At 65.2% G+C, this 16587-nt stretch carries 24 protein-coding genes and 1 tRNA gene; 11 read left to right on the forward strand and 14 right to left on the reverse strand.

Translation table 11 applies throughout. The features are described from left to right. Positions 1 to 71: 71 nt before the first annotated feature. Entirely contained in the window at positions 72 to 860 is a 789-nt protein-coding gene (gene mddA, locus EHH60_RS20860; protein WP_124161316.1) for a methanethiol S-methyltransferase, read from the forward strand. A gap of 74 nt (positions 861 to 934) precedes the next feature. Beyond that, on the forward strand, positions 935 to 1357 hold the full coding sequence (locus EHH60_RS20865; protein WP_124161317.1) for a GFA family protein: 423 nt from the start codon (positions 935 to 937) through the stop codon (positions 1355 to 1357). A gap of 142 nt (positions 1358 to 1499) precedes the next feature. Here EHH60_RS20865 and EHH60_RS20870 read toward each other — a convergent pair whose 3' ends face one another. Next, on the reverse strand, positions 1500 to 1724 hold the full coding sequence (locus EHH60_RS20870) for a hypothetical protein (protein WP_124161318.1): 225 nt from the start codon (positions 1722 to 1724) through the stop codon (positions 1500 to 1502). A 234-nt stretch (positions 1725 to 1958) separates the two neighbouring features. Here EHH60_RS20870 and EHH60_RS20875 point away from each other — a divergent pair, with 234 nt between their 5' ends. After that, the gene (locus tag EHH60_RS20875; protein ID WP_124161319.1) at positions 1959 to 2243 is read left to right on the forward strand and encodes a hypothetical protein; all 285 of its coding nucleotides are present in this window, start codon (positions 1959 to 1961) and stop codon (positions 2241 to 2243) included. Positions 2244 to 2380: 137 nt separating this feature from the next. On the opposite strand, the gene EHH60_RS20880 is transcribed toward EHH60_RS20875, so the two are convergent. Both EHH60_RS20880 and EHH60_RS20885 read right to left on the reverse strand, forming a co-directional pair. Beyond that, entirely contained in the window at positions 2381 to 4318 is a 1938-nt protein-coding gene (locus tag EHH60_RS20880) for a sensor histidine kinase (protein WP_124161320.1), read from the reverse strand. Further along, positions 4315 to 4998, reverse strand: a complete 684-nt coding sequence (locus EHH60_RS20885) for a response regulator (protein ID WP_199751694.1) — start codon at positions 4996 to 4998, stop codon at positions 4315 to 4317. Before EHH60_RS20885 ends, EHH60_RS20880 begins: the two co-directional genes overlap by 4 nt. Positions 4999 to 5383: 385 nt before the next feature. On the opposite strand from EHH60_RS20885, the gene EHH60_RS20890 reads away from it, so the two are divergent. Further along, positions 5384 to 5701 carry an SdpI family protein gene (locus EHH60_RS20890; protein ID WP_124161322.1) on the forward strand — a complete coding sequence of 106 codons (318 nt, stop codon included), beginning with the start codon at positions 5384 to 5386 and terminating at the stop codon, positions 5699 to 5701. A 108-nt stretch (positions 5702 to 5809) separates the two neighbouring features. On the opposite strand, the gene EHH60_RS20895 is transcribed toward EHH60_RS20890, so the two are convergent. The 5 genes from EHH60_RS20895 to EHH60_RS20905 all read right to left on the reverse strand — a co-directional run bounded on the left by EHH60_RS20895 (position 5810) and on the right by EHH60_RS20905 (position 7563). Next, positions 5810 to 6043: a hypothetical protein gene (locus EHH60_RS20895; protein WP_124161323.1), complete on the reverse strand. Its 234-nt coding sequence runs from the start codon at positions 6041 to 6043 to the stop codon at positions 5810 to 5812. 725 nt (positions 6044 to 6768) lie between these two features. After that, positions 6769 to 6921, reverse strand: coding sequence for a hypothetical protein (locus tag EHH60_RS37160; RefSeq protein WP_158626754.1), 153 nt, complete (start codon positions 6919 to 6921; stop codon positions 6769 to 6771). Further along, positions 6911 to 7039 carry a hypothetical protein gene (locus tag EHH60_RS38580; RefSeq protein WP_283811841.1) on the reverse strand — a complete coding sequence of 43 codons (129 nt, stop codon included), beginning with the start codon at positions 7037 to 7039 and terminating at the stop codon, positions 6911 to 6913. Before EHH60_RS38580 ends, EHH60_RS37160 begins: the two co-directional genes overlap by 11 nt. After that, on the reverse strand, positions 7036 to 7353 hold the full coding sequence (locus EHH60_RS20900; protein WP_124161324.1) for a transposase: 318 nt from the start codon (positions 7351 to 7353) through the stop codon (positions 7036 to 7038). The genes EHH60_RS38580 and EHH60_RS20900 overlap by 4 nt, the downstream gene beginning before the upstream one ends. A gap of 125 nt (positions 7354 to 7478) precedes the next feature. Next, positions 7479 to 7563 (reverse strand) — tRNA-Leu (locus tag EHH60_RS20905). A 157-nt stretch (positions 7564 to 7720) separates the two neighbouring features. Between EHH60_RS20905 and EHH60_RS20910 the strand changes: the two genes are divergently transcribed. Continuing rightward, on the forward strand, positions 7721 to 8260 hold the full coding sequence (locus EHH60_RS20910) for a disulfide bond formation protein B (RefSeq protein ID WP_124161325.1): 540 nt from the start codon (positions 7721 to 7723) through the stop codon (positions 8258 to 8260). A 3-nt stretch (positions 8261 to 8263) separates the two neighbouring features. Here the strand turns inward: EHH60_RS20910 and EHH60_RS20915 are convergent, their stop codons facing one another. Continuing rightward, entirely contained in the window at positions 8264 to 9349 is a 1086-nt protein-coding gene (locus EHH60_RS20915; RefSeq protein WP_124161326.1) for an AbrB family transcriptional regulator, read from the reverse strand. A gap of 99 nt (positions 9350 to 9448) precedes the next feature. After that, complete coding sequence (locus EHH60_RS20920; protein ID WP_124161327.1) at positions 9449 to 9763, reverse strand: PsiF family protein; 315 nt, start codon at positions 9761 to 9763, stop codon at positions 9449 to 9451. Positions 9764 to 9961: 198 nt separating this feature from the next. Here EHH60_RS20920 and EHH60_RS20925 point away from each other — a divergent pair, with 198 nt between their 5' ends. Next, positions 9962 to 10450, forward strand: a complete 489-nt coding sequence (locus EHH60_RS20925; protein WP_124161328.1) for a hypothetical protein — start codon at positions 9962 to 9964, stop codon at positions 10448 to 10450. Positions 10451 to 10598: 148 nt separating this feature from the next. Here the strand turns inward: EHH60_RS20925 and EHH60_RS20930 are convergent, their stop codons facing one another. After that, complete coding sequence (locus EHH60_RS20930) at positions 10599 to 11147, reverse strand: TetR/AcrR family transcriptional regulator (RefSeq protein ID WP_124161329.1); 549 nt, start codon at positions 11145 to 11147, stop codon at positions 10599 to 10601. A gap of 106 nt (positions 11148 to 11253) precedes the next feature. Here EHH60_RS20930 and EHH60_RS20935 point away from each other — a divergent pair, with 106 nt between their 5' ends. From EHH60_RS20935 to EHH60_RS20955, 5 genes are all read left to right on the forward strand, one after another. Beyond that, positions 11254 to 11682: an acyl-CoA thioesterase gene (locus EHH60_RS20935; protein WP_124161330.1), complete on the forward strand. Its 429-nt coding sequence runs from the start codon at positions 11254 to 11256 to the stop codon at positions 11680 to 11682. A 3-nt stretch (positions 11683 to 11685) separates the two neighbouring features. After that, the gene (locus tag EHH60_RS20940; RefSeq protein WP_124161331.1) at positions 11686 to 12162 is read left to right on the forward strand and encodes a PaaI family thioesterase; all 477 of its coding nucleotides are present in this window, start codon (positions 11686 to 11688) and stop codon (positions 12160 to 12162) included. Positions 12163 to 12206: 44 nt separating this feature from the next. Further along, positions 12207 to 12590: a CidA/LrgA family protein gene (locus EHH60_RS20945; RefSeq protein WP_124161332.1), complete on the forward strand. Its 384-nt coding sequence runs from the start codon at positions 12207 to 12209 to the stop codon at positions 12588 to 12590. After that, positions 12587 to 13309: an LrgB family protein gene (locus EHH60_RS20950; protein WP_124161333.1), complete on the forward strand. Its 723-nt coding sequence runs from the start codon at positions 12587 to 12589 to the stop codon at positions 13307 to 13309. The genes EHH60_RS20945 and EHH60_RS20950 overlap by 4 nt, the downstream gene beginning before the upstream one ends. Positions 13310 to 13396: 87 nt before the next feature. After that, positions 13397 to 14053: a DsbA family protein gene (locus EHH60_RS20955; protein WP_199751683.1), complete on the forward strand. Its 657-nt coding sequence runs from the start codon at positions 13397 to 13399 to the stop codon at positions 14051 to 14053. A gap of 81 nt (positions 14054 to 14134) precedes the next feature. On the opposite strand, the gene EHH60_RS20960 is transcribed toward EHH60_RS20955, so the two are convergent. The 3 genes from EHH60_RS20960 to EHH60_RS20970 form a co-directional block, all read right to left on the reverse strand. Beyond that, on the reverse strand, positions 14135 to 14341 hold the full coding sequence (locus EHH60_RS20960) for a hypothetical protein (RefSeq protein WP_124161335.1): 207 nt from the start codon (positions 14339 to 14341) through the stop codon (positions 14135 to 14137). Positions 14342 to 14422: 81 nt separating this feature from the next. Then, positions 14423 to 15493: a carboxylesterase family protein gene (locus EHH60_RS20965; protein WP_124161336.1), complete on the reverse strand. Its 1071-nt coding sequence runs from the start codon at positions 15491 to 15493 to the stop codon at positions 14423 to 14425. 24 nt (positions 15494 to 15517) lie between these two features. Then, on the reverse strand, positions 15518 to 16489 hold the full coding sequence (locus EHH60_RS20970) for a S1C family serine protease (protein ID WP_124161337.1): 972 nt from the start codon (positions 16487 to 16489) through the stop codon (positions 15518 to 15520). Positions 16490 to 16587 lie beyond the last annotated feature (98 nt).

Below are 16587 nucleotides of genomic sequence, written 5' to 3' on the forward strand. Positions count from 1 at the left end.
TCCCGGGACCTCCGATCCGGCATGGTGCGACGACCAAACAGTGTCGATGTCTCGGCACAACGGAGCATTTCATGACCCAAATTGATCAACAGGTTCATTCCATCGGCCCGGAGGTGACGGGCTCTCGCATCTTCAAGTTCATCGCCTTTCTGTACGGAATTGCGGCATACCTCGTGTTTTTCGTCACCATTCTCTACGCGATCGGCTTCGTCATGGGGGTGATGGTGCCCAAGACCATCGACACCGGAAGCAACACGCCGACGGTCGAGGCCCTCATCATCAATCTCCTCCTGATGACGCTGTTCGCCCTCCAGCACAGCGTGATGGCACGCAAGCAGTTCAAGGCCTGGTGGACGCAATTGGTGCCCAAGCCGGTTGAGCGCTCGACTTATGTGCTGTTCGCGAGCCTGTCATTGCTGCTCCTGTTCTGGCAGTGGCGCCCGCTGCCGTCGGTCGTATGGAACGTCGAGGATGCGGATCTTGCCGTGACGCTGGTCACGCTGTCCTTCGCCGGCTGGGTGCTGGTGTTCACCTCGACCTTCATCATCAACCATTTCGAATTGTTCGGCTTGCACCAGGTCACCAACCATCTCGTCGGCAAGGAGACGGCGCCGCCCCGCTTCAAGACGCCGCTGCTCTACAAGTTCGTCCGCCATCCGATCTATCTCGGTTTCATCATCGCGTTCTGGGCGGCGCCGACCATGACCGCGGGCCATCTGCTGTTCGCGGCCGTGACCACCCTCTACATCTTCGTTGGCATCGCGCTGGAGGAGAGCGATCTCATCGATCTCTTCGGCGACGAGTACCGGCAGTACAGGCAACGCGTCTCCATGCTTATTCCTTGGCGCCGGTCAGTATAGTCTGAGCCTCGTTCCGCGCGTCCACCGAAAGGAGGACGCGCGACATCGATCCTTCTGAAAACGGAGACGCCCAAATGAAACATGTCGGAAACTGCTTCTGTGGCGCGGTCACGGTCGAGGTCACGGGTGCACCGGAGGCGATGGGCTATTGCCATTGCCGCTCCTGCCGCTCCTGGTCGGGCGGTCCGGTCAACGCCTTCAGCCTCTGGAAGCCCGAAGCGGTGCGCATCACCGAAGGCGCTCAGAATGTCGAGACCTTCGTCAAGACGCCGCTGAGCCAGCGCAAATATTGCAGGAAGTGCGGCGGCCATCTCATGACCAACCATCCGCCGCTCGGTCTGGTCGACGTCTTCGCCGCCACCATCCCGACGCTCGCGTTCGCGCCCGGCGTCCACGTCAACTATGCCGAGACCGTGCTGCCGATGCGCGATGGCCTGCCCAAGCTGAAGGATTTTCCTGCCGAGTTCGGCGGCAGCGGCGAGATGATGCAGGAGTAGCGGCGCCTTCAGTTGAAGGCTCCTCCCTCGGCTCGAAGGACGAGGCGTGCGCCGAGGCCTCTCCCAATGCCGAAGCAGTCTCTCGAGAGGGCGGCAGAGCGCCGCCCTCACTGCCTTCTCCAAGGTGGAGAAGGACGAATGACTAGCCTCCGCGCGATTCAACGACCTTGCGGCAGGAGTCCGAGAGTTTCGACTTGTTCTCGCGCAGGCAGGCATTCATCTGCGGCGGCTTGCCGATATGTTCGGCGCAGAATTTGCTGGCGTCGCCGCGGCAGGCCATTTGCTCCTGGATCGATGGGCCGGACTGCGCGGCAGCCGGCAGGGCGGCAGCAGCGAGCAGCAGCGCGGCAAGAACCGAAATCTTCATAAAGCACCTCTTTCGAATCGTCGTTGGTCCCGACCGGGATCACGCGGCCGGACCATCTCGCGAAGTCCCGGCGCGGGTCCATGCCATGTTCATGGCACCGGCCGATCCTCCCGGCCGCGGGACCCCCATCTTCATGGCATGTATCCGCGCGCCGACTTTTGCCATTCAGGCTTCACCTCGGCTGCGAAACCCGGTGATTGCATCGGGACGCCGAACGGGAAGCAGGAGAGCAAGATGTCGAAGAGAGCTGGAGCGCTGAGCGCCGGGCTGACGATCATGGCCCTGGCGGGCGCGGCGATGGTGTCGCTGGGCACGAGCCCGGCGCAGGCGGTGGTCTATTGCAAGACCGTCGGGGTGCCCAAGGGTTGCGTGGTGCGGCCGACCGGCGCCGTGGTGGTGGGAGCGCCGGTCGCGCGGGCTGCCGTCGCGACCCCCGGTGTCGGCGCGCCCGGCGTCGGCGTGCGCGCCGGCACGCCGATGAATCGCGGCGGCCCGGTCAATCGGGTCGGCGTGCGCTGATATTTCCGTTCGATTGAATTGATTGCATCGCTTCGGGCCAACGGAGCCTGCGGACGAACACCCCCCGTCCTCCGCAGGTAAATTATCCGGCCCGTGCCCTCTCTCCGTGCGCCCCACACGTTCGGGGAGGGGGCCTTTCAGCCCGCGGCCATGTCGCTGTCGGGAAAACGCTGCGGCAATTGCAGCCGCACGCGTGTGCCCGAGGTATCCGAGCTCAGGTCGAGCACTGCGCCGCAGCGCGCGGCGCGGTTTCTCATGTTGCGCAGGCCCCGCGCGGTCTGCCCCGCGCCCGCGGCCTCGCAATTGCCGGCCAGCGCAAAGCCGCTCCCGTCATCCGTGACGCTGATCAAGCCGTAGGGACCCTGGGGACCGTCACGCGTCTCGATGGTGACCGCGACGTGGCGGGCCTGTGCGTGCTTGACCGCGTTGGTCACGGCCTCGTCGAGGATGCGCACGATCTGGATGACGTGCCATGGCCTGAGCTCGGGATGCAGCGGCAGGCCCTGCGGCGTCGCCACGCGCCAGTCGAGCGCGATGTCGTGCGGCCGCAACTGGGCCGTGGCGCGCTCGCGCCAGGAGCCGAGCGCGAGCATCAGGTCGCCGCCGATGTCGTCCATGGAGTCGATGACGAGGCGCAGATCCTTCAGCGCAGCGCGGGCGGCATCCGTGATGGTCGCGCCCTCATTGCCGCGCTCGGACAGTGCGACGATGCTCACGAGCTGGCCGCCGAGGCCGTCATGCAGGTCTCGCATCAGGCGCGTGCGCTCGTTGGCGAGCGCAGCGGCTCGGGCGCGCTCCTCCTCGCGGGCAAAGCTCGCCTTCAGCCGTTCCTCGGCTTCGCGCACCCGTGTCACGAGCTGGCCGGCAAAGCTGTCGACCTGGTTCAACGCGCGGGCAAAGCGCCAGGTCAGCCCGGCACCGATCGCGACCAGCATCGCCGAATAGGACAGGCGCGAGACGAAGATGCGGTCGTTGGTCGCGATCTCGAGCACGGTGAGCATGTCCTGGATCCAGCAGACCAGCACGATGGTCACCGCGCAGCCGATCGTGAAGCTCGCCGCGTCCTGCCGCCGCACCACCGCGGTTGCGGTGACGCAGGCCATCAGGAACAGGCAGAGCCCGACGGTGGGAATGCCGAGCACCAGGAAGAGAATGCGCGGCAGCGGCGGGCCCCCGATCAGCCCGACCACGAACACGACGACGCCGGGCACGAACAGCAGCGTGCCGTAGCGCGGCCAGCGCCAGCCGAAGAACAGCACGCCGAACACGACGATCAGCGCGCTCTCGATCGGCGCGGACGCCAGCAGCACCGCGGCGAGCCGGGATACGGTGGCCGGCGGCACCGGCGGCGGCGCGAATGCCTGCACCACGCCGAGCACCATCGCTGCGGCCAGCACGCCATAGACCGGCTCGTGACGCCGCATCAGCCACATGATCGCAAGGATGACGGCCAGGATCGCCTGCCAGGCGGAGAATACCACCGGCAGCGTGACGAACAGCAGCGTGCGTGTCTCATAGGCCGGGCGCAGGGCGGCGTCCGGGCCCACATAGACGGTGTCGAGAAAGCCCTTGAGCGGTCCCCACACGAACAGCCGTACCGTGATCTCATTGCCGCCCTCGCGCAGCAGCGAAGTGGGAATGAGTGCGATCTGCGGCGTGTTGCGGTCGGGCCGGTTGGCGTTGGCGTCGCGCCGGGAGTCGAGCACGACGACGCCGTTGACGGCGACCTCCACCGCGTTGCTGAAGCGCGGCAGGAACACCGACCAGCCCGAGGCCGCCTCGCCGCCCCGGAAGGTGAAGGCGCCGGTGTAGAACGGCGGGTCGGCCAGGGCGTAGCGCGACGATGTGAAATGCGGCAGCGCCACGGCGCGTGTCAGCCCGTCCTCCCGCAGCGCGAATCCGCTGAGCGCAAAATCCTCGGGGTCGCTCGGCTGGAGCAGCCGCAAGCCGAGAACGGTGGCGATCACGATCAGCGCCTGGAGCAGCAGATAGGGCACGAGGCGCGAGGCCAGCAGCCGGCGCCGCGCGGGTTTGGCCGGTGCCTCCGTAGGTGCCTTCGCCGCGAGCTCGCTCACAGCTTGATCAGGCCCTGCTGCACCGCCTCGAACACCGCTTCGCTGCGCGTGTGCACTTCGAGCTTGCGATAGATGTTCTTGATGTGGCCGGGCACGGTCTGCCTGGACAGGCCGAGATGGCTCGCGATCTCGGCATAGCTGAAGCCCTTCGCAATGCCCCACAGGATGTCGATCTCGCGCGGGGTCAGCCTCGCCGTGTTGAGCGCGGGCCCGCGCGGCGGCTCCGCCGAATTCTGTGCGGCACCCTGCGTCCTGCGCACGATGAAGCGGGCGATCGAGGCCGAGATCGGCGAATGTCCCGCGACCAGGTCGCGCACGGTGGTGGCGATGTCGGTGGGGAAGGCGTCCTTGAGCAGGTAGCCGGTGGCGCCGACCGTAATCGCGGAGATCACGCTTTCCTCGTCGCCCAGCGCGGAGATCACCATGATCTCGGTGTCCGGAAAGCACTGCCGGGTCTCACGGATCAGCTCGATGCCGTGGCCGTCGGGCAGCCGCAAATCAGTCAGCAGCACGCACGGCGCGCCGACGCTCAGGGCCTGCCGCGCCTCCGCGAGCGTGCCGGCGCTGCGCACCTCGTAACCGGCCTTGACCAGCGCATCCTGGAGCCGCCAGCAGGTCGGCGCATCGTCCTCGACGAGGAGGATGGTGATGGCTTCACCCGTCTCGCCCTGTTCGGTCATGATCATCGTCCCGCGATCCGCGTGTCCCCCGCGGCGCGAGCCAAGCTTAACCGCAGCGCGGATGCCGCGACACCCATAATCATGGGGGCGGCGATAGCTCGGTCCGGCGCCAGGCGCGGATGGACAGTCGTAGCGTCGCGCCCAGGCTGGAGCGCGTGCTCATGGTCCGCGCAGCACTCGGGGCGCGTATGTGGTCAGCTCTGCCTCTGATACCGGCCCATTAAGGCATCTCACCAGATGTCCGAGCTGGGCCACAAGCGGTCGTAACGTCAAGTCAATAATCCCGCAACCATAAGGAAGTAGATGCGAGCAATTCCACCTGAACAAGAATGGACTGCTTCTCCGCCTTTGGATATTCTGGGCTGGTATTTGGAAGGCGGAAAGCATGGTGCCAGCAGACTACGTCTTTGGCTTCGCCATCGCGGTGGTCGTCGGGGCAAACCTTTATCTTGGCCCGCGTATCGCGAGCGAGCGCGTTGCTATGCAATGGGGGCCCAACGGCGAGCCAATTTGGTACGCCCCAAAATGGCTCGCTATGTGGGGGATGATTGCCTTCATGGCGGCCGTCCGACTCTTCATTTGGCTGGCTTCAACATATGCGCCGCAACATGTGCACGGTGCTGAATTAGGGGTGGTCATTTTCTCGCTGATCGCCGCCGGTTCTCACCTGTTCGTTTTGATGAGGGCGAAGGCGCCTCTTTGAAACGTGGGCAAGTCGCTTGTGGGTCACAAGCCGCCGATTACGCTCAAGCTGGTGACTTCCGCTTTGCCTTGCAGAGCCGACGTTTGTGAGTACACACCTTAGCCCCGCTCACGAAAGATCCACCCGCGGCGGCGGATAGCGCCGGGCCAGTACTGACAGCGAGAGGGCCCGTTCGTCTTCCGGCAGCTCCAGATACGCCAGCACGAGCGGTCGCTTCCACTCGTCGATGCCGAAATCCATCGCGGTCCATTTCTGCGGCTCGGGCCCTTCGAGCCCTCGAACCCAGACGAAATAGCGGGGAAGGTCGTTGGCGTCCCTGTCCGTCGTGCGTCGCCTGGCCATCAAAGCTGTCCGCTGCATCCATCGTTTGCGAGAGGATATAGGGAGCGGCCGTGAGAAGTCGAATGCCTCGCGGCGGTACGGTATCTATTCCCTATCGACAGTTCGACGCTCGAGCAGCAGGTGCCACTTCGCTCCTGGGCGTCTCCGCGTCGGCACGGCAGTCGGACGCGCAATTTCTCCTCCTCGTCATTGCGAGGAGCTCTTGAGACGAAGCAATCCAGACTATCTCCGCGGATGCATTCCTGGATTGCGTCGCTGCGTTCGCAATGACGATGCGGAGACACGCGGGGCAAGAATGAAGCCATCGGGCTGCAGAAGATGATTCTCAGCCGGAACGAGGTCTGTCCGAACGCTCGCTGCATCGTGACTTAGAAATTCTTATTGACCGAAATTCGGAAATATCGTATGTGTCGCTCACCCCGGTCCAAGAATAGGCGCGTTTCGCGATCGTCACGTTGCGCGGGCCGGGTGGCGGTGGGCGTGGAGCGAATCGGCGCGCACGCAATCGCAGGGCGGGCTTGGCTCGTGAGCGGTTGAGCGGCGCGCACACGACCGGTGCGATTCGCGTACGGCAAAAGCGTGTGGTCCTGGCGCCCGGTCTTCCCTGCGCCCTTTCCAACGAAGGGGCGTCCAGAGAAGCACAAGGCTCGGGCGTGATGCGTCGCGAGGCCGTACGGGCCTGTCCTGTTGCTTGAAAATTGACGTGTGCCCGCTCATCCTGCCAGTCAGCGCCACAAGTCGCAGGTCGCCACGCGGTTGATGTCGGCGAGGCGGCGGTCGGCGTTTCCGTGCGGATCGAGGCTGCCAACCAGCGTCAGCAGGCGTCGGAAAGTGCGATCGGCGACGTCGACCGGCAGTGGAGCCTTGTCAAAGGCCACGACCCGAGGGCTTTCCGGGCGGGATCGCGTAGTAGCCCGCGGGCGAGACGCCGAGCACACGGCACATGATCTTGACCGGATAGTCCGCGCGGCGATCTTCGATGAAGCGGAACCTCATGTCCGGGGTCCAGTAAAGATCGCGATCGACTTTTTTAAAATGTCGCGCTCCATCCGCAACTGTTCGTTCTCCCGCTGCAACCGCGCAATCACGTCCGCCTGGTCCGCCGACGGCACCGCCGCTTGCCGTGTGGGGGCCTCGGCGCTGCCGTCGGCTCTCGCCGTGCCCTGCTCGGCCACCCATCGGCTCAGCACCGAGCCATCGAGCCCAAGCTCCTTCGACACCGACTTCGCCGAACGGCCGCTCGACAAAACCAGATCAACTGCCTGCCGCTTGTACTCGTCCGAATAAGTCCGCCGCTGCCGTTTCGCCATCTGACACCTCTCACTATCCTAAGCTATAGGTGTTCACTGATTTAGGGGAGGCTCAAGCCTTCGCCGCTTCGCCCGGATGGAGTTGTGCGTGGCTTGCCTAGCCGTAGCTGCGAAGCAGCGAAGGCTGGTGCCCCTGGCCGGAATCGAACCAGCACTCCTTGCGGAACTCGATTTTGAGTCGAGCGCGTCTACCAGTTCCGCCACAGGGGCCCTCGGTCGGCCCTGAGGGGGGCGTCGCGAAGCCGGCGGACTATAGCCATGGACAAAGCGGGGTCAACCCGCGCCAAAGTGATCCCGGCCGTTCTCGACAGCCGCATGGGGCGGGGCTAGAGGCTTTAAGGCTGCGATCCACCGGAAAGAGGCTGACGTGACGACCCAGAGTGCTGCCATACCAGCGTTCAAGCAGGCCAGTGCGGGCCCGGCGCTGACCGCCTCGCTGCTGGTCACGCTGATCGCCGCAGTCACTATCGCCGGCGCCTGGTTCTTCCAGCTCGTGCTGGAGATCCTGCCCTGTCCGCTGTGCCTGGAGCAGCGCTACGCCTATTACCTCGCGATTCCGCTCGGCGCGCTCACGGCGCTGGCGGCAAGGAGCGGCGCGCCGCGGCCGCTGCTGCTGGCGGGGCTCGCGATCCTCACCCTGGCCACGCTCGCTAATGCCGGCCTCGGCACCTATCATGCCGGCGTCGAATGGGGATTCTGGAAAGGGCCGACCGATTGCTCCGGCCCTGTCGTCAATCTCGGCAGCGCTGCTGATCTGCTGTCGAAGCTCGACACCGTCAAGGTGGTGCGCTGCGACGAGGTGCAGTGGCGCTTTCTCGGCCTTTCGCTCGCCGGCTACAACGTGCTGATCTCGCTGCTGATGGCCGCGATCGCCGCGTGGGGATTTGTGCGGACCACGAAGCGCTAAGGCCTAGTCATCCACATCGTCCTGCGTGCGCCCGAACAGATGCACGATGCCCGGCGTTGCGATGGTCACGAAGACGAAACGCGACAAGTGATGGGCGCCGACGAAGATCGGGTCGATGTGCAATGTCAGCGCCAGGGCCAGCATCGCATCCATCGCGCCCGGCGCGAAGGCGACGACGACGTCGGAGAACTTGACCTGCGTGGTCAGCGCCACGATCCCGACGAAGATGGCGGAGACGGCGATGGCCACGGCAAACGAGCCCAGTGCCGCGCTGAGGTGGCCGGCGAGCGTCTTGATTCGCATCCGCGCGAAACGGCTGCCGATCAGCGCGCCGATACCGATCAGCGCCACGCCGCGCACCCAGTCCGGCAGGCCGCCCTCGACCCATCCGGCACCATGCAGCACACTGGAGGCGATCATCGCGCCGAACATCCAGCTCGCCGGAAACTTGATCAGCCGCAAGACCAGCGCAGCGGCCAGCGAGGCCGCGGCCAGTTCAAGGAGGTCGAGCGGGGAGGCGATCGTCGTCGTCAGGGACGGCGCGGCGGAGGACGCCACGCCTGCAATCGCCAGCACCATCGGCAGCGCGCCGGTCAGGATGATGACGCGCATGGTCTGCACCACCGCAATGCCCGGCAGGTCGGCGCCGCGCTCGACCGCCAGGATCGTGATCTGCGACAGCGCGCCGGGGCTGCCGGCCAGGAAAGCCGAGGTGCGGTCCCAGCCATGGATGCGCTGGAGGTAATAGCTCGAGCCGAACGTCGAGCAGAAGGTGGCGAGCGCAAGCAGCCCGATGGTGAGGGGATAGGCGCCGACCTGCTGAAGCAGATGGCGCGAGACCACCGAGCCCAGCGAGATGCCGAGCAGCACCAGCACGGTCTGGGTCAGGATCGGCGGCAGCGTCAGCTGGCGGCCGGCGATTGCCGCGATCCCGACCGCGATCATCGAACCCGAGATCAGCCCGCCGGGAAGGTTCGCGACGAGAAACACCAGGCCGCCGGCGGTGCCGATGACGAGCGTCTCCATCGTGCTCAATATGCTGGCACGGCTCGGCCATTCGAACGTCAGGGAGGCGGTGATCTGCTTCACACCACCTTATCGCAAATCGGCGGGTGGCGCACAATTGCAGGCTCGTCATGCCGCAATGCGCGCGCCTCTCGCGAATGCTCGCGGAGGATCGTGACGGACTTACTTCTTGTCTGATGCGGGGGCGGCAGGAACGGCAGGAGCGACGCTGCCGGACTTCGCCTCCTTCTTGCACTCACGGCGAAACTTTCTGCGCTCCTTGCCCTTCAATCCCTTGGCGTCCGCCTGCTTGGAGCATTCGAGCGACTCGGCCGAACGCTCCTTCGGCGCCTTCTTGTCGGCGGTGGCAGCGGCATCGGTCTTTGTTTCGGTCCTTGTCTCGGTCTTGGCTGCCGGCGCTGCGGTCTGTGCCAAGGCGGTGCCGGTGGCGAGCAGGGAGGCGAGGGCGACGACGGCGAGGCGAGACGTGAAGGTCATGTGTTGCACTCTGCTTGTAAGAATGACGAAGGGCTGGACGGTCGGCCTGCATTGCTGAACGCGACATGAATGAGTTGAGCGACGGGACCACTATATTTTAACGGCGATGGCGATCGCATCCTTGTCGCAAGCGGCCGACACGCTAGGATAGCAATGTTCGTTTCACTTCCGTCGGAAGACCAAGCAGGAGACCCAGGGATGATCATTCAGACGAGATTGTTGTGCGCGATTGCAGCGTCCGGTGTCGCGGCATTGCTGGCGAGCGCGCCCGCGCAGGCACTGACTGCGCAGGAATGCAGCGCGAAATACCAGGCCGCCAAGAAGGACGGCTCGCTAGGGACGATGAAGTGGAATGACTTCCGCAAGGCCCAGTGCGGTGCCGATGCGACGCCCGCCGCTGCTCCGACCGCAGCTGCTCCGGCTGCGCCAGCCGCTCCTGCCGAGCCGAAGCAGGCGAAGGGGGCGGCCCCCGCCGCCGCGCCGGCCCTGCCGGCCGGACCGGCGGTCTATCCGAACGCAGTCGATCCGAAATATGCCAAGGAGACCCCCGGCAAGGCGCGGCTGCACACCTGTGTCGACCAGTACAATGCCAACAAGGCAACCAACGGTAATGGCGGCTTGAAGTGGATCCAGAAGGGCGGCGGCTATTACAGCGAATGCACTAAGAAGCTGAAGGGCGCCGCCTGAGCGTCGAATTGGTTACGATGGCCGGAGCAGCGCTCCGGCCATTTCGCCTGGAGCGTTTTCGAGCGAAGTGGACTGCGGTTCGCGTCAAGAAAACACGTCAAAACAAGAAGCTGGAGCCGCGTTCCGATTCCATCGGAACGGGAAGGCTCTAGTCGAGCAGCTTCTCGGCCGATCTCACCACGAGCTGCGACCGCTTGCGCGGACCGCTCTCGACGAACAACAAGCTCTGGCCGAAGATGAAGCAGTAAAACAAGAAGGCCTGCGCCTCGGCCTCCTCCGCCGCAAGGCCGGTCGCGCGATAGAGCTCGCTGACGTGCTTGAGCCGCGCAGCGTCGACGTTCGCCACCGCCGCCGCGGCGTTCTGGTCCGAGCGGGCCCATTGCCGGATCGCGAGCTCGATTGCCATCCCCTCCGGATTGAGGCGCTCGGAATAGAGCTGGATCACCGCTCTCAATCGCTCACGGGGTTCCTGCCCGTCGAGACTCGTCTGCTGCGCGATTGCGGCGACGCGTCCCTCGCGCCAGCCCTCCAGCATGGCATCGAGCAGCGCGGCGCGGTCGGCAAAGCGGCGGTAGAAGCCGCCCTTGGTGACGCCAAGGTTCTTGGCGAGCACCTCGACCCGCACGCCCTCGACCCCCGCGCGGGCGAGTTCGGCAAAGCCGGCCTCGACCCAGACGTCGCCCTTGCCGTCACTCATGAAGGAAGCCCGCCGATTCTTGATACGGTGCCGTATTGCTAGCGCGACACGGGTTTGATACGCTACCGTATCAACGATCAGAGACGAAATTGCGGGAGGAAGTGCGATGGAGCAGGAGGCGACCTATCGGGGCACGGTCTATCCGTGGCAATGCGATCATGTCGGGCACATGAACATCATGTGGTATGTCGGCAAGTTCGACGAGGCCAACTGGAATCTGTTCGCCCGCCTGGGCCTGACGCCGAGCTATCTGCGCAGCTCCGGCCGCGGCATGGCCGCCGTGCAGCAGAACATCGCCTACCGGCGCGAGCTGCTGGCCGGCGACATCGTCGAGATCCGCAGCCATCTGCTCGAGCTTCGCGACAAGTCGATCCGCTTCCGGCACGACATGACGAATGCCGAGACCGGCGAACTCGCAGCGACGTGCGAGATCACCGGCGTGCACATGGACCGCCAATTGCGGAAGTCCGCTCCCTTCGCCGATGCCATCCGAGAGATCGCCGTGAAGCACCTTTCCGAGCCGGCGGAGGCATGAGCGATGGCCACATTCGGGCCGAAAATCCCCGAGTACCGTACTGCCGCGACCGCGATGTTCGCCGCCCAGCCGGCGATGCGCACGCTGGGCATATCGATCGTCTCCTTGGTGCCGGGCCAGGTCGAACTGGCAATGCCATACGCGTCCGCCTTTACGCAGCAGAATGGCTTTGTCCACGCCGGCATCATCACGGCAGGCCTGGACAATGCCTGCGGCGTCGCCGCCTTCACCCTGATGCCGCGTGAGGCTGACATCCTCACCGTCGAGTTCAAGACCACGCTGCTTGCACCGGCGCGGGGCGACCGCTTCGTCTTCAGGGCCGAAGTCGTCAAGCCCGGCCGCACGCTGACCTTCTGCGAGGCCAAGGCCTTTGCCGAACATGACGGCAAGACCACGCTGATTGCGACCATGACCGGGACCTTGATGGCGATGCTGCCTCGCATTGCGGCCTCGGACGTGCCGCGCACGTCTGACGGATAGCGGCGATTGACAAGCGTGCCGGCGCATCCCTTGATGCAATGGTCATGCTTGCAAGTCTCGGCCTCATCCTGCTCTGCCAACTGATCGGCGAAGCCGTCGTGCGTGGTCTCGGCCTGCCGTTGCCGGGACCCGTACTCGGTCTGCTGCTGCTTCTGGTCCTGCTGCTCGCCCGCGACCGCTTTGCGGTGCTCGCGCAGGGGCCGTTGCGCAATGACGGTGTCGAGACGGCGAGCAAGGGCCTGCTGGCCCATCTCTCGTTGTTATTCGTGCCGGCCGGCGTTGGCGTTGTGCAGGAGCTCGATCTGCTCGCGTCTCACGGCATCGCCATCATCCTCGTGCTCGCGCTGTCTGTGGTCCTCACGCTGCTTGCGACCGTGCTGACCTTTCGCCTCGTCAGCCGCCTGCTGAAACAACAGGACGCGCGATGAAGGACAATCCGTTCTCGCTCTGGGTTTATCTCTCGCAATCGCCGCTGCTCTGGCTGACCGTGACGCTGCTGGTCTATGCAACGACGGACGCGGTCTCGCTGGCGACGCGGCGTCATCCGATGGCCAATCCCGTGCTGCACGCGATGTGGATCATCGGTGCGTTCCTGCTGTTGACCGGCACCTCCTACACGACTTATTTCGCGGGGGCGCAGTTCGTGCATTTCCTGCTGGGGCCAGCGACCGTCGCGCTTGCGGTCCCGCTCTACGAGAACCGCAAGCGCGTGGTGTCATCGATCGTTCCGATGCTGGTGGCGTTGGTCGCGGGCTCGGTCACCGCGGTGGTGTCGGTCGTGCTGCTGGCCGAGCTTGCCGGCCTGCCGCGCGACGTGGTGCTGTCGCTGGCGCCGAAATCAGTCACCGCCGGCGTTGCCATGGGCATCGCCGAATCCCTGCATGCCGATCCTTCGCTGGCGGCGGTCGCGGTCATCCTCACCGGCATTATGGGCGCCATCATCGTGACGCCGCTGATGAACCGCACCGGCATCACCGACTACCGGGCTCGCGGATTTGCCGCCGGCCTTGCCGCGCACGGCATCGGCACCGCGCGCGCGTTCCAGGTCGACGAGATTGCCGGCGTGTTTTCCGGCATCGCCATGAGCCTGAACGCCTTGGTGACCTCGTTCCTGGTCCCTCTGGCGGTGACACTATTGGTGCGATGACACGATCGTCGCAACACTCTATATGATCGGTAACAAACGCCGATTCCCGGGCGTATGTACGCAGATGGGGCCGGAACGGGACGAGATATGACCGGATTTTGGAATAATGGTGTTGCGACGCGGCGCGCCGCGTTGGCGCTGATCGGGGCGGGTGCTCTGGCAGTCGGTGCAGTGGGCTCGGCACGCGCTGCAACCGGCGATGACGAGGTGCTGACCGAGGCCAAGGTGTTGCGCGATCCCGACACGCCCGTCGCAGGCAATCCCGACGGCAACATCACGATCGTCGAATGGTCCGACTACAATTGTCCCTATTGCCGCAAGCTCGAGCCCGAGCTGCACCAGGTGGTCCAGGACGATGGCAAGGTGCGTCTGGTGATGAAGGACTGGCCGATCCTCGGGCCGGTTTCGGTCACGGCGGCGCGGACTGCGCTGGCGGCGAAATTCCAGGACAAGTACCATCAGGCCCATGACGCCATGATGGGCGTCAGCTCGCGCCTGACAGAACCGCGCATCAACGAGCTGCTCGCGGCCGCCGGCGTCGACATGGACCGGTTGAAGCGCGATCTCACCGGCCACGCCAAGGACATCGACGCCATTCTCAAGCGCAACAACGAGCAGGCCGAAGCTTTCGGTTTCCGTGGCACCCCTTCCTTCATCGTCGGCAAGTACCGCGTGCCCGGCGTGCTCAGCATGGCCGAGTTCGAGCAGGTCATCGCCGACGCCCGCAAGGCCAAGATGAACTGACGCGTCTCTTCGAGCGCAGTCGACACAAAGGCGCCGCCGCGGAGTTCGCGACGGCGCCTCATTCATATGGTCGGGGCGATATTACTTCGACGAGATCCGGACCCAGTCCTTGTGCGCGCGGTCGCGCAATGTGTCCCAATCGGCCTTGGCGACATCCCAGTTCACGATGGTGCGATTGGTGGTCGCGACCTCGCCATTGGCGACCGACGAGGTCTGCATGGAATCATAGACGTAGACGCCGCCCGCAAGCAGCAGTGCGCCCAGGATCATTCCGAAAAAAGTCTGCATGACGAACCTCCGGTGACGGGCGATAACGTCCGCCCGGAATGATGGTTCCCCTGCCATGCGGCGCATCTAAGGACAGGTCGTTCATTCTCCATTCAGCCATTGTAGCACTTCCGCATTGATCTCGCGCGGGTAGGTGTGGCTGAGGTCGCCGATCTCGCGATAGGTGACATTGGCGCCGGCGGCGGAGAGCGCCGCCTGCGTCTGCCGTGCGGTCTGCACTGGAAACATCCAGTCGAGCTTGCCGTGAGTAATGAAGACCGGCAGGCCTCGCAGGCGCGTTGCATCCGCCATTTCCACCATCAGCGGATGAAAGGTCGCCGCAACAGGCGCGAGGTGGGTGAAGGGCGAGGCGCCGTCCAGCCCGGTGATGTAGCAGAAGGTCCCGCCGTCGCTCATGCCGGTCAGAAGCATGCGCGAGGCATCGATGCTCCAGCGGCTGCGCACCGCCTCGAGGATGCGCATCAGGTTCGGCGTGTCGGTGTCGTTGCCCGTCAGCGCCCAGGTCGGACCGGTCGCAGTCGGTGCCACAAGGACCGCGCCAAGACTGCGCGCGTCGCGAAGCCAGCTCCACAGAAAGCCGCGCCCGTTGCCGCTGCCGCCATGCAGCGCCATCACCAGCGGCATCGGCCGGCCAGGCATGTAGTATTCGGGCACATAGGCCGAGAAGCCGCCACGGCTGCCGGGCTCATTGTGATCGTGGAAGATGCCGGTGTGCTCGCTCGCGCCGACTTCCAGTCGCGACAACAGATCGTGATTCTCGCGATTGGCGGCGTTGAGAAAGAAGCTGCTCACGGGCGGAAACTGCACCGCCAGCGGATAGAGCGCCTCCTGCGCGCGCGGGACATGGCGCAGCGCCCGGAACACCGCGACGAGATCGCCATTGCCACGCTCGACCTCGCGGATGCCGGCAAAGGCGGCGAGGGCCTCGTCGCAGGCACGATCGATCCGCTCGCGCAAGCCGGCGAACTGTTCAGGCCAGTCGCCGATCGCCGCGCGTGCCGCTTGCAGCGCCTCGTCCGGTGTGCCGATTGCGTTCATCACCGAGGCGAAGGCGGGCGGGTGCAAATGCCGCTGGAAGAAGCCGAGCGCTTCCAGCGCATTGAGCAGCGGTGGCAGCACGGCCACGATGTCGTCCACCACAGCCTCGGTCATCGCCCGCTACCTCAAGCCTTTGGATCAGTGCAGCTTCGGCGCCTTCAGGAGCTTGAAGCGGTCGGTCGAGGTCACCGTGACGTCGAAGGTGACGCCTTCATGATGCACGGTGAGTGGCACGTCGACGCCGGCGGTGCCGAGCGCCCACATTTTCTTGTAGAAGGCGGTTTGGCTCGTGACCTTGTCACCGTCCACGGCGAGGATGACGTCGCCGGTCTTGAGCTCGGCGCGGGCGGCCGGGCCGTTGGCGGAGATCCCGATCACCACTACGCGGCCGTCGATCTCGGTCGAGAAGAGCCCAAGCCAGGGCCGCGCCGGCTTGTTGACGCGGCCGAAATTGCGCAAGTCCTCCAGGATCGGCTTCGAGAGGTCGATCGGCACGATCATATTGACGTGCTCGGCCTTGCCGTCACGTTCGCGCTCGAGCTGGAGCGAGCCGATGCCGATCAACTCGCCGCGTTCGTTGAGAAGGGCGGTGCCGCCCCAGTTCGGATGTGCGGGACAGGTGAAGATGGCCTCGTCCAGCAGATATTCCCAGTAGCCCGCGAATTCCTGCTTGGCCACGATTTGGCTCGCGACCGAGCGTGTGCGCCCGCCGGCGCCGCCGACCACGACGCGGTCGCCGATCCGGGTCGCTGCCGACGAGCCGAGCGGCAGCGGCGCGACGTCGAGATGGCCGAGCGCCTGCACCAGCCCGAACCCGGTTTCCGAATCGAAGCCGAGCGCATGACCCTCCACCACGCGTCCGTCGGCGCGGTGCAGCCAGACCGTCTCGGCCTCAGTGATGAGATAACCTATCGTGAGCACCAGCCCGTCGTCGATCACGACGCCATTGCCGGCGCGCTCGGTGCCCAGAGTCTCGGCGCTGAAGGCGTCCGGCGGGACGATGGCGTGCAGGCCGACGATGGATGCGAGGGCGCGGTCGAGATCAAAGCTGTAGTCGCTCGCCCGCGGCTGGTTCGCCGGCGGAACTCTCCATTCGGTCAGAGCGGGCATGGAGTTCTCCTGGCTGAGAGCATCGCTCCGGCATGGCTTGCGGAACGACGAGCAAGCATAATTTAGGCCGGAGCAGGCCGTCTTAAAAGCCTCGTTGC

Origin of the sequence: Bradyrhizobium sp. RP6 (assembly GCF_003837805.1) — a bacterium.
GTDB lineage: Bacteria > Pseudomonadota > Alphaproteobacteria > Rhizobiales > Xanthobacteraceae > Bradyrhizobium.

Excerpts from the sequence above, each read along its gene's own strand:
- mddA (WP_124161316.1), top strand. The coding sequence starts at position 72 with ATGACCCAAATTGATCAACAGGTTCATTCCATCGGCCCGGAGGTGACG.
- EHH60_RS20865 (WP_124161317.1), top strand. The coding sequence starts at position 935 with ATGAAACATGTCGGAAACTGCTTCTGTGGCGCGGTCACGGTCGAGGTC.
- EHH60_RS20870 (WP_124161318.1), bottom strand. The coding sequence starts at position 1,724 with ATGAAGATTTCGGTTCTTGCCGCGCTGCTGCTCGCTGCTGCCGCCCTG.
- EHH60_RS20875 (WP_124161319.1), top strand. The coding sequence starts at position 1,959 with ATGTCGAAGAGAGCTGGAGCGCTGAGCGCCGGGCTGACGATCATGGCC.
- EHH60_RS20885 (WP_199751694.1), bottom strand. The coding sequence starts at position 4,998 with ATGACCGAACAGGGCGAGACGGGTGAAGCCATCACCATCCTCCTCGTC.
- EHH60_RS20890 (WP_124161322.1), top strand. The coding sequence starts at position 5,384 with ATGGTGCCAGCAGACTACGTCTTTGGCTTCGCCATCGCGGTGGTCGTC.
- EHH60_RS20895 (WP_124161323.1), bottom strand. The coding sequence starts at position 6,043 with ATGGCCAGGCGACGCACGACGGACAGGGACGCCAACGACCTTCCCCGC.
- EHH60_RS38580 (WP_283811841.1), bottom strand. The coding sequence starts at position 7,039 with ATGAGGTTCCGCTTCATCGAAGATCGCCGCGCGGACTATCCGGTCAAG.
- EHH60_RS20900 (WP_124161324.1), bottom strand. The coding sequence starts at position 7,353 with ATGGCGAAACGGCAGCGGCGGACTTATTCGGACGAGTACAAGCGGCAG.
- EHH60_RS20920 (WP_124161327.1), bottom strand. The coding sequence starts at position 9,763 with ATGACCTTCACGTCTCGCCTCGCCGTCGTCGCCCTCGCCTCCCTGCTC.
- EHH60_RS20925 (WP_124161328.1), top strand. The coding sequence starts at position 9,962 with ATGATCATTCAGACGAGATTGTTGTGCGCGATTGCAGCGTCCGGTGTC.
- EHH60_RS20930 (WP_124161329.1), bottom strand. The coding sequence starts at position 11,147 with ATGAGTGACGGCAAGGGCGACGTCTGGGTCGAGGCCGGCTTTGCCGAA.
- EHH60_RS20935 (WP_124161330.1), top strand. The coding sequence starts at position 11,254 with ATGGAGCAGGAGGCGACCTATCGGGGCACGGTCTATCCGTGGCAATGC.
- EHH60_RS20940 (WP_124161331.1), top strand. The coding sequence starts at position 11,686 with ATGGCCACATTCGGGCCGAAAATCCCCGAGTACCGTACTGCCGCGACC.
- EHH60_RS20945 (WP_124161332.1), top strand. The coding sequence starts at position 12,207 with ATGCTTGCAAGTCTCGGCCTCATCCTGCTCTGCCAACTGATCGGCGAA.
- EHH60_RS20950 (WP_124161333.1), top strand. The coding sequence starts at position 12,587 with ATGAAGGACAATCCGTTCTCGCTCTGGGTTTATCTCTCGCAATCGCCG.
- EHH60_RS20955 (WP_199751683.1), top strand. The coding sequence starts at position 13,397 with ATGACCGGATTTTGGAATAATGGTGTTGCGACGCGGCGCGCCGCGTTG.
- EHH60_RS20960 (WP_124161335.1), bottom strand. The coding sequence starts at position 14,341 with ATGCAGACTTTTTTCGGAATGATCCTGGGCGCACTGCTGCTTGCGGGC.
- EHH60_RS20965 (WP_124161336.1), bottom strand. The coding sequence starts at position 15,493 with ATGACCGAGGCTGTGGTGGACGACATCGTGGCCGTGCTGCCACCGCTG.
- EHH60_RS20970 (WP_124161337.1), bottom strand. The coding sequence starts at position 16,489 with ATGCCCGCTCTGACCGAATGGAGAGTTCCGCCGGCGAACCAGCCGCGG.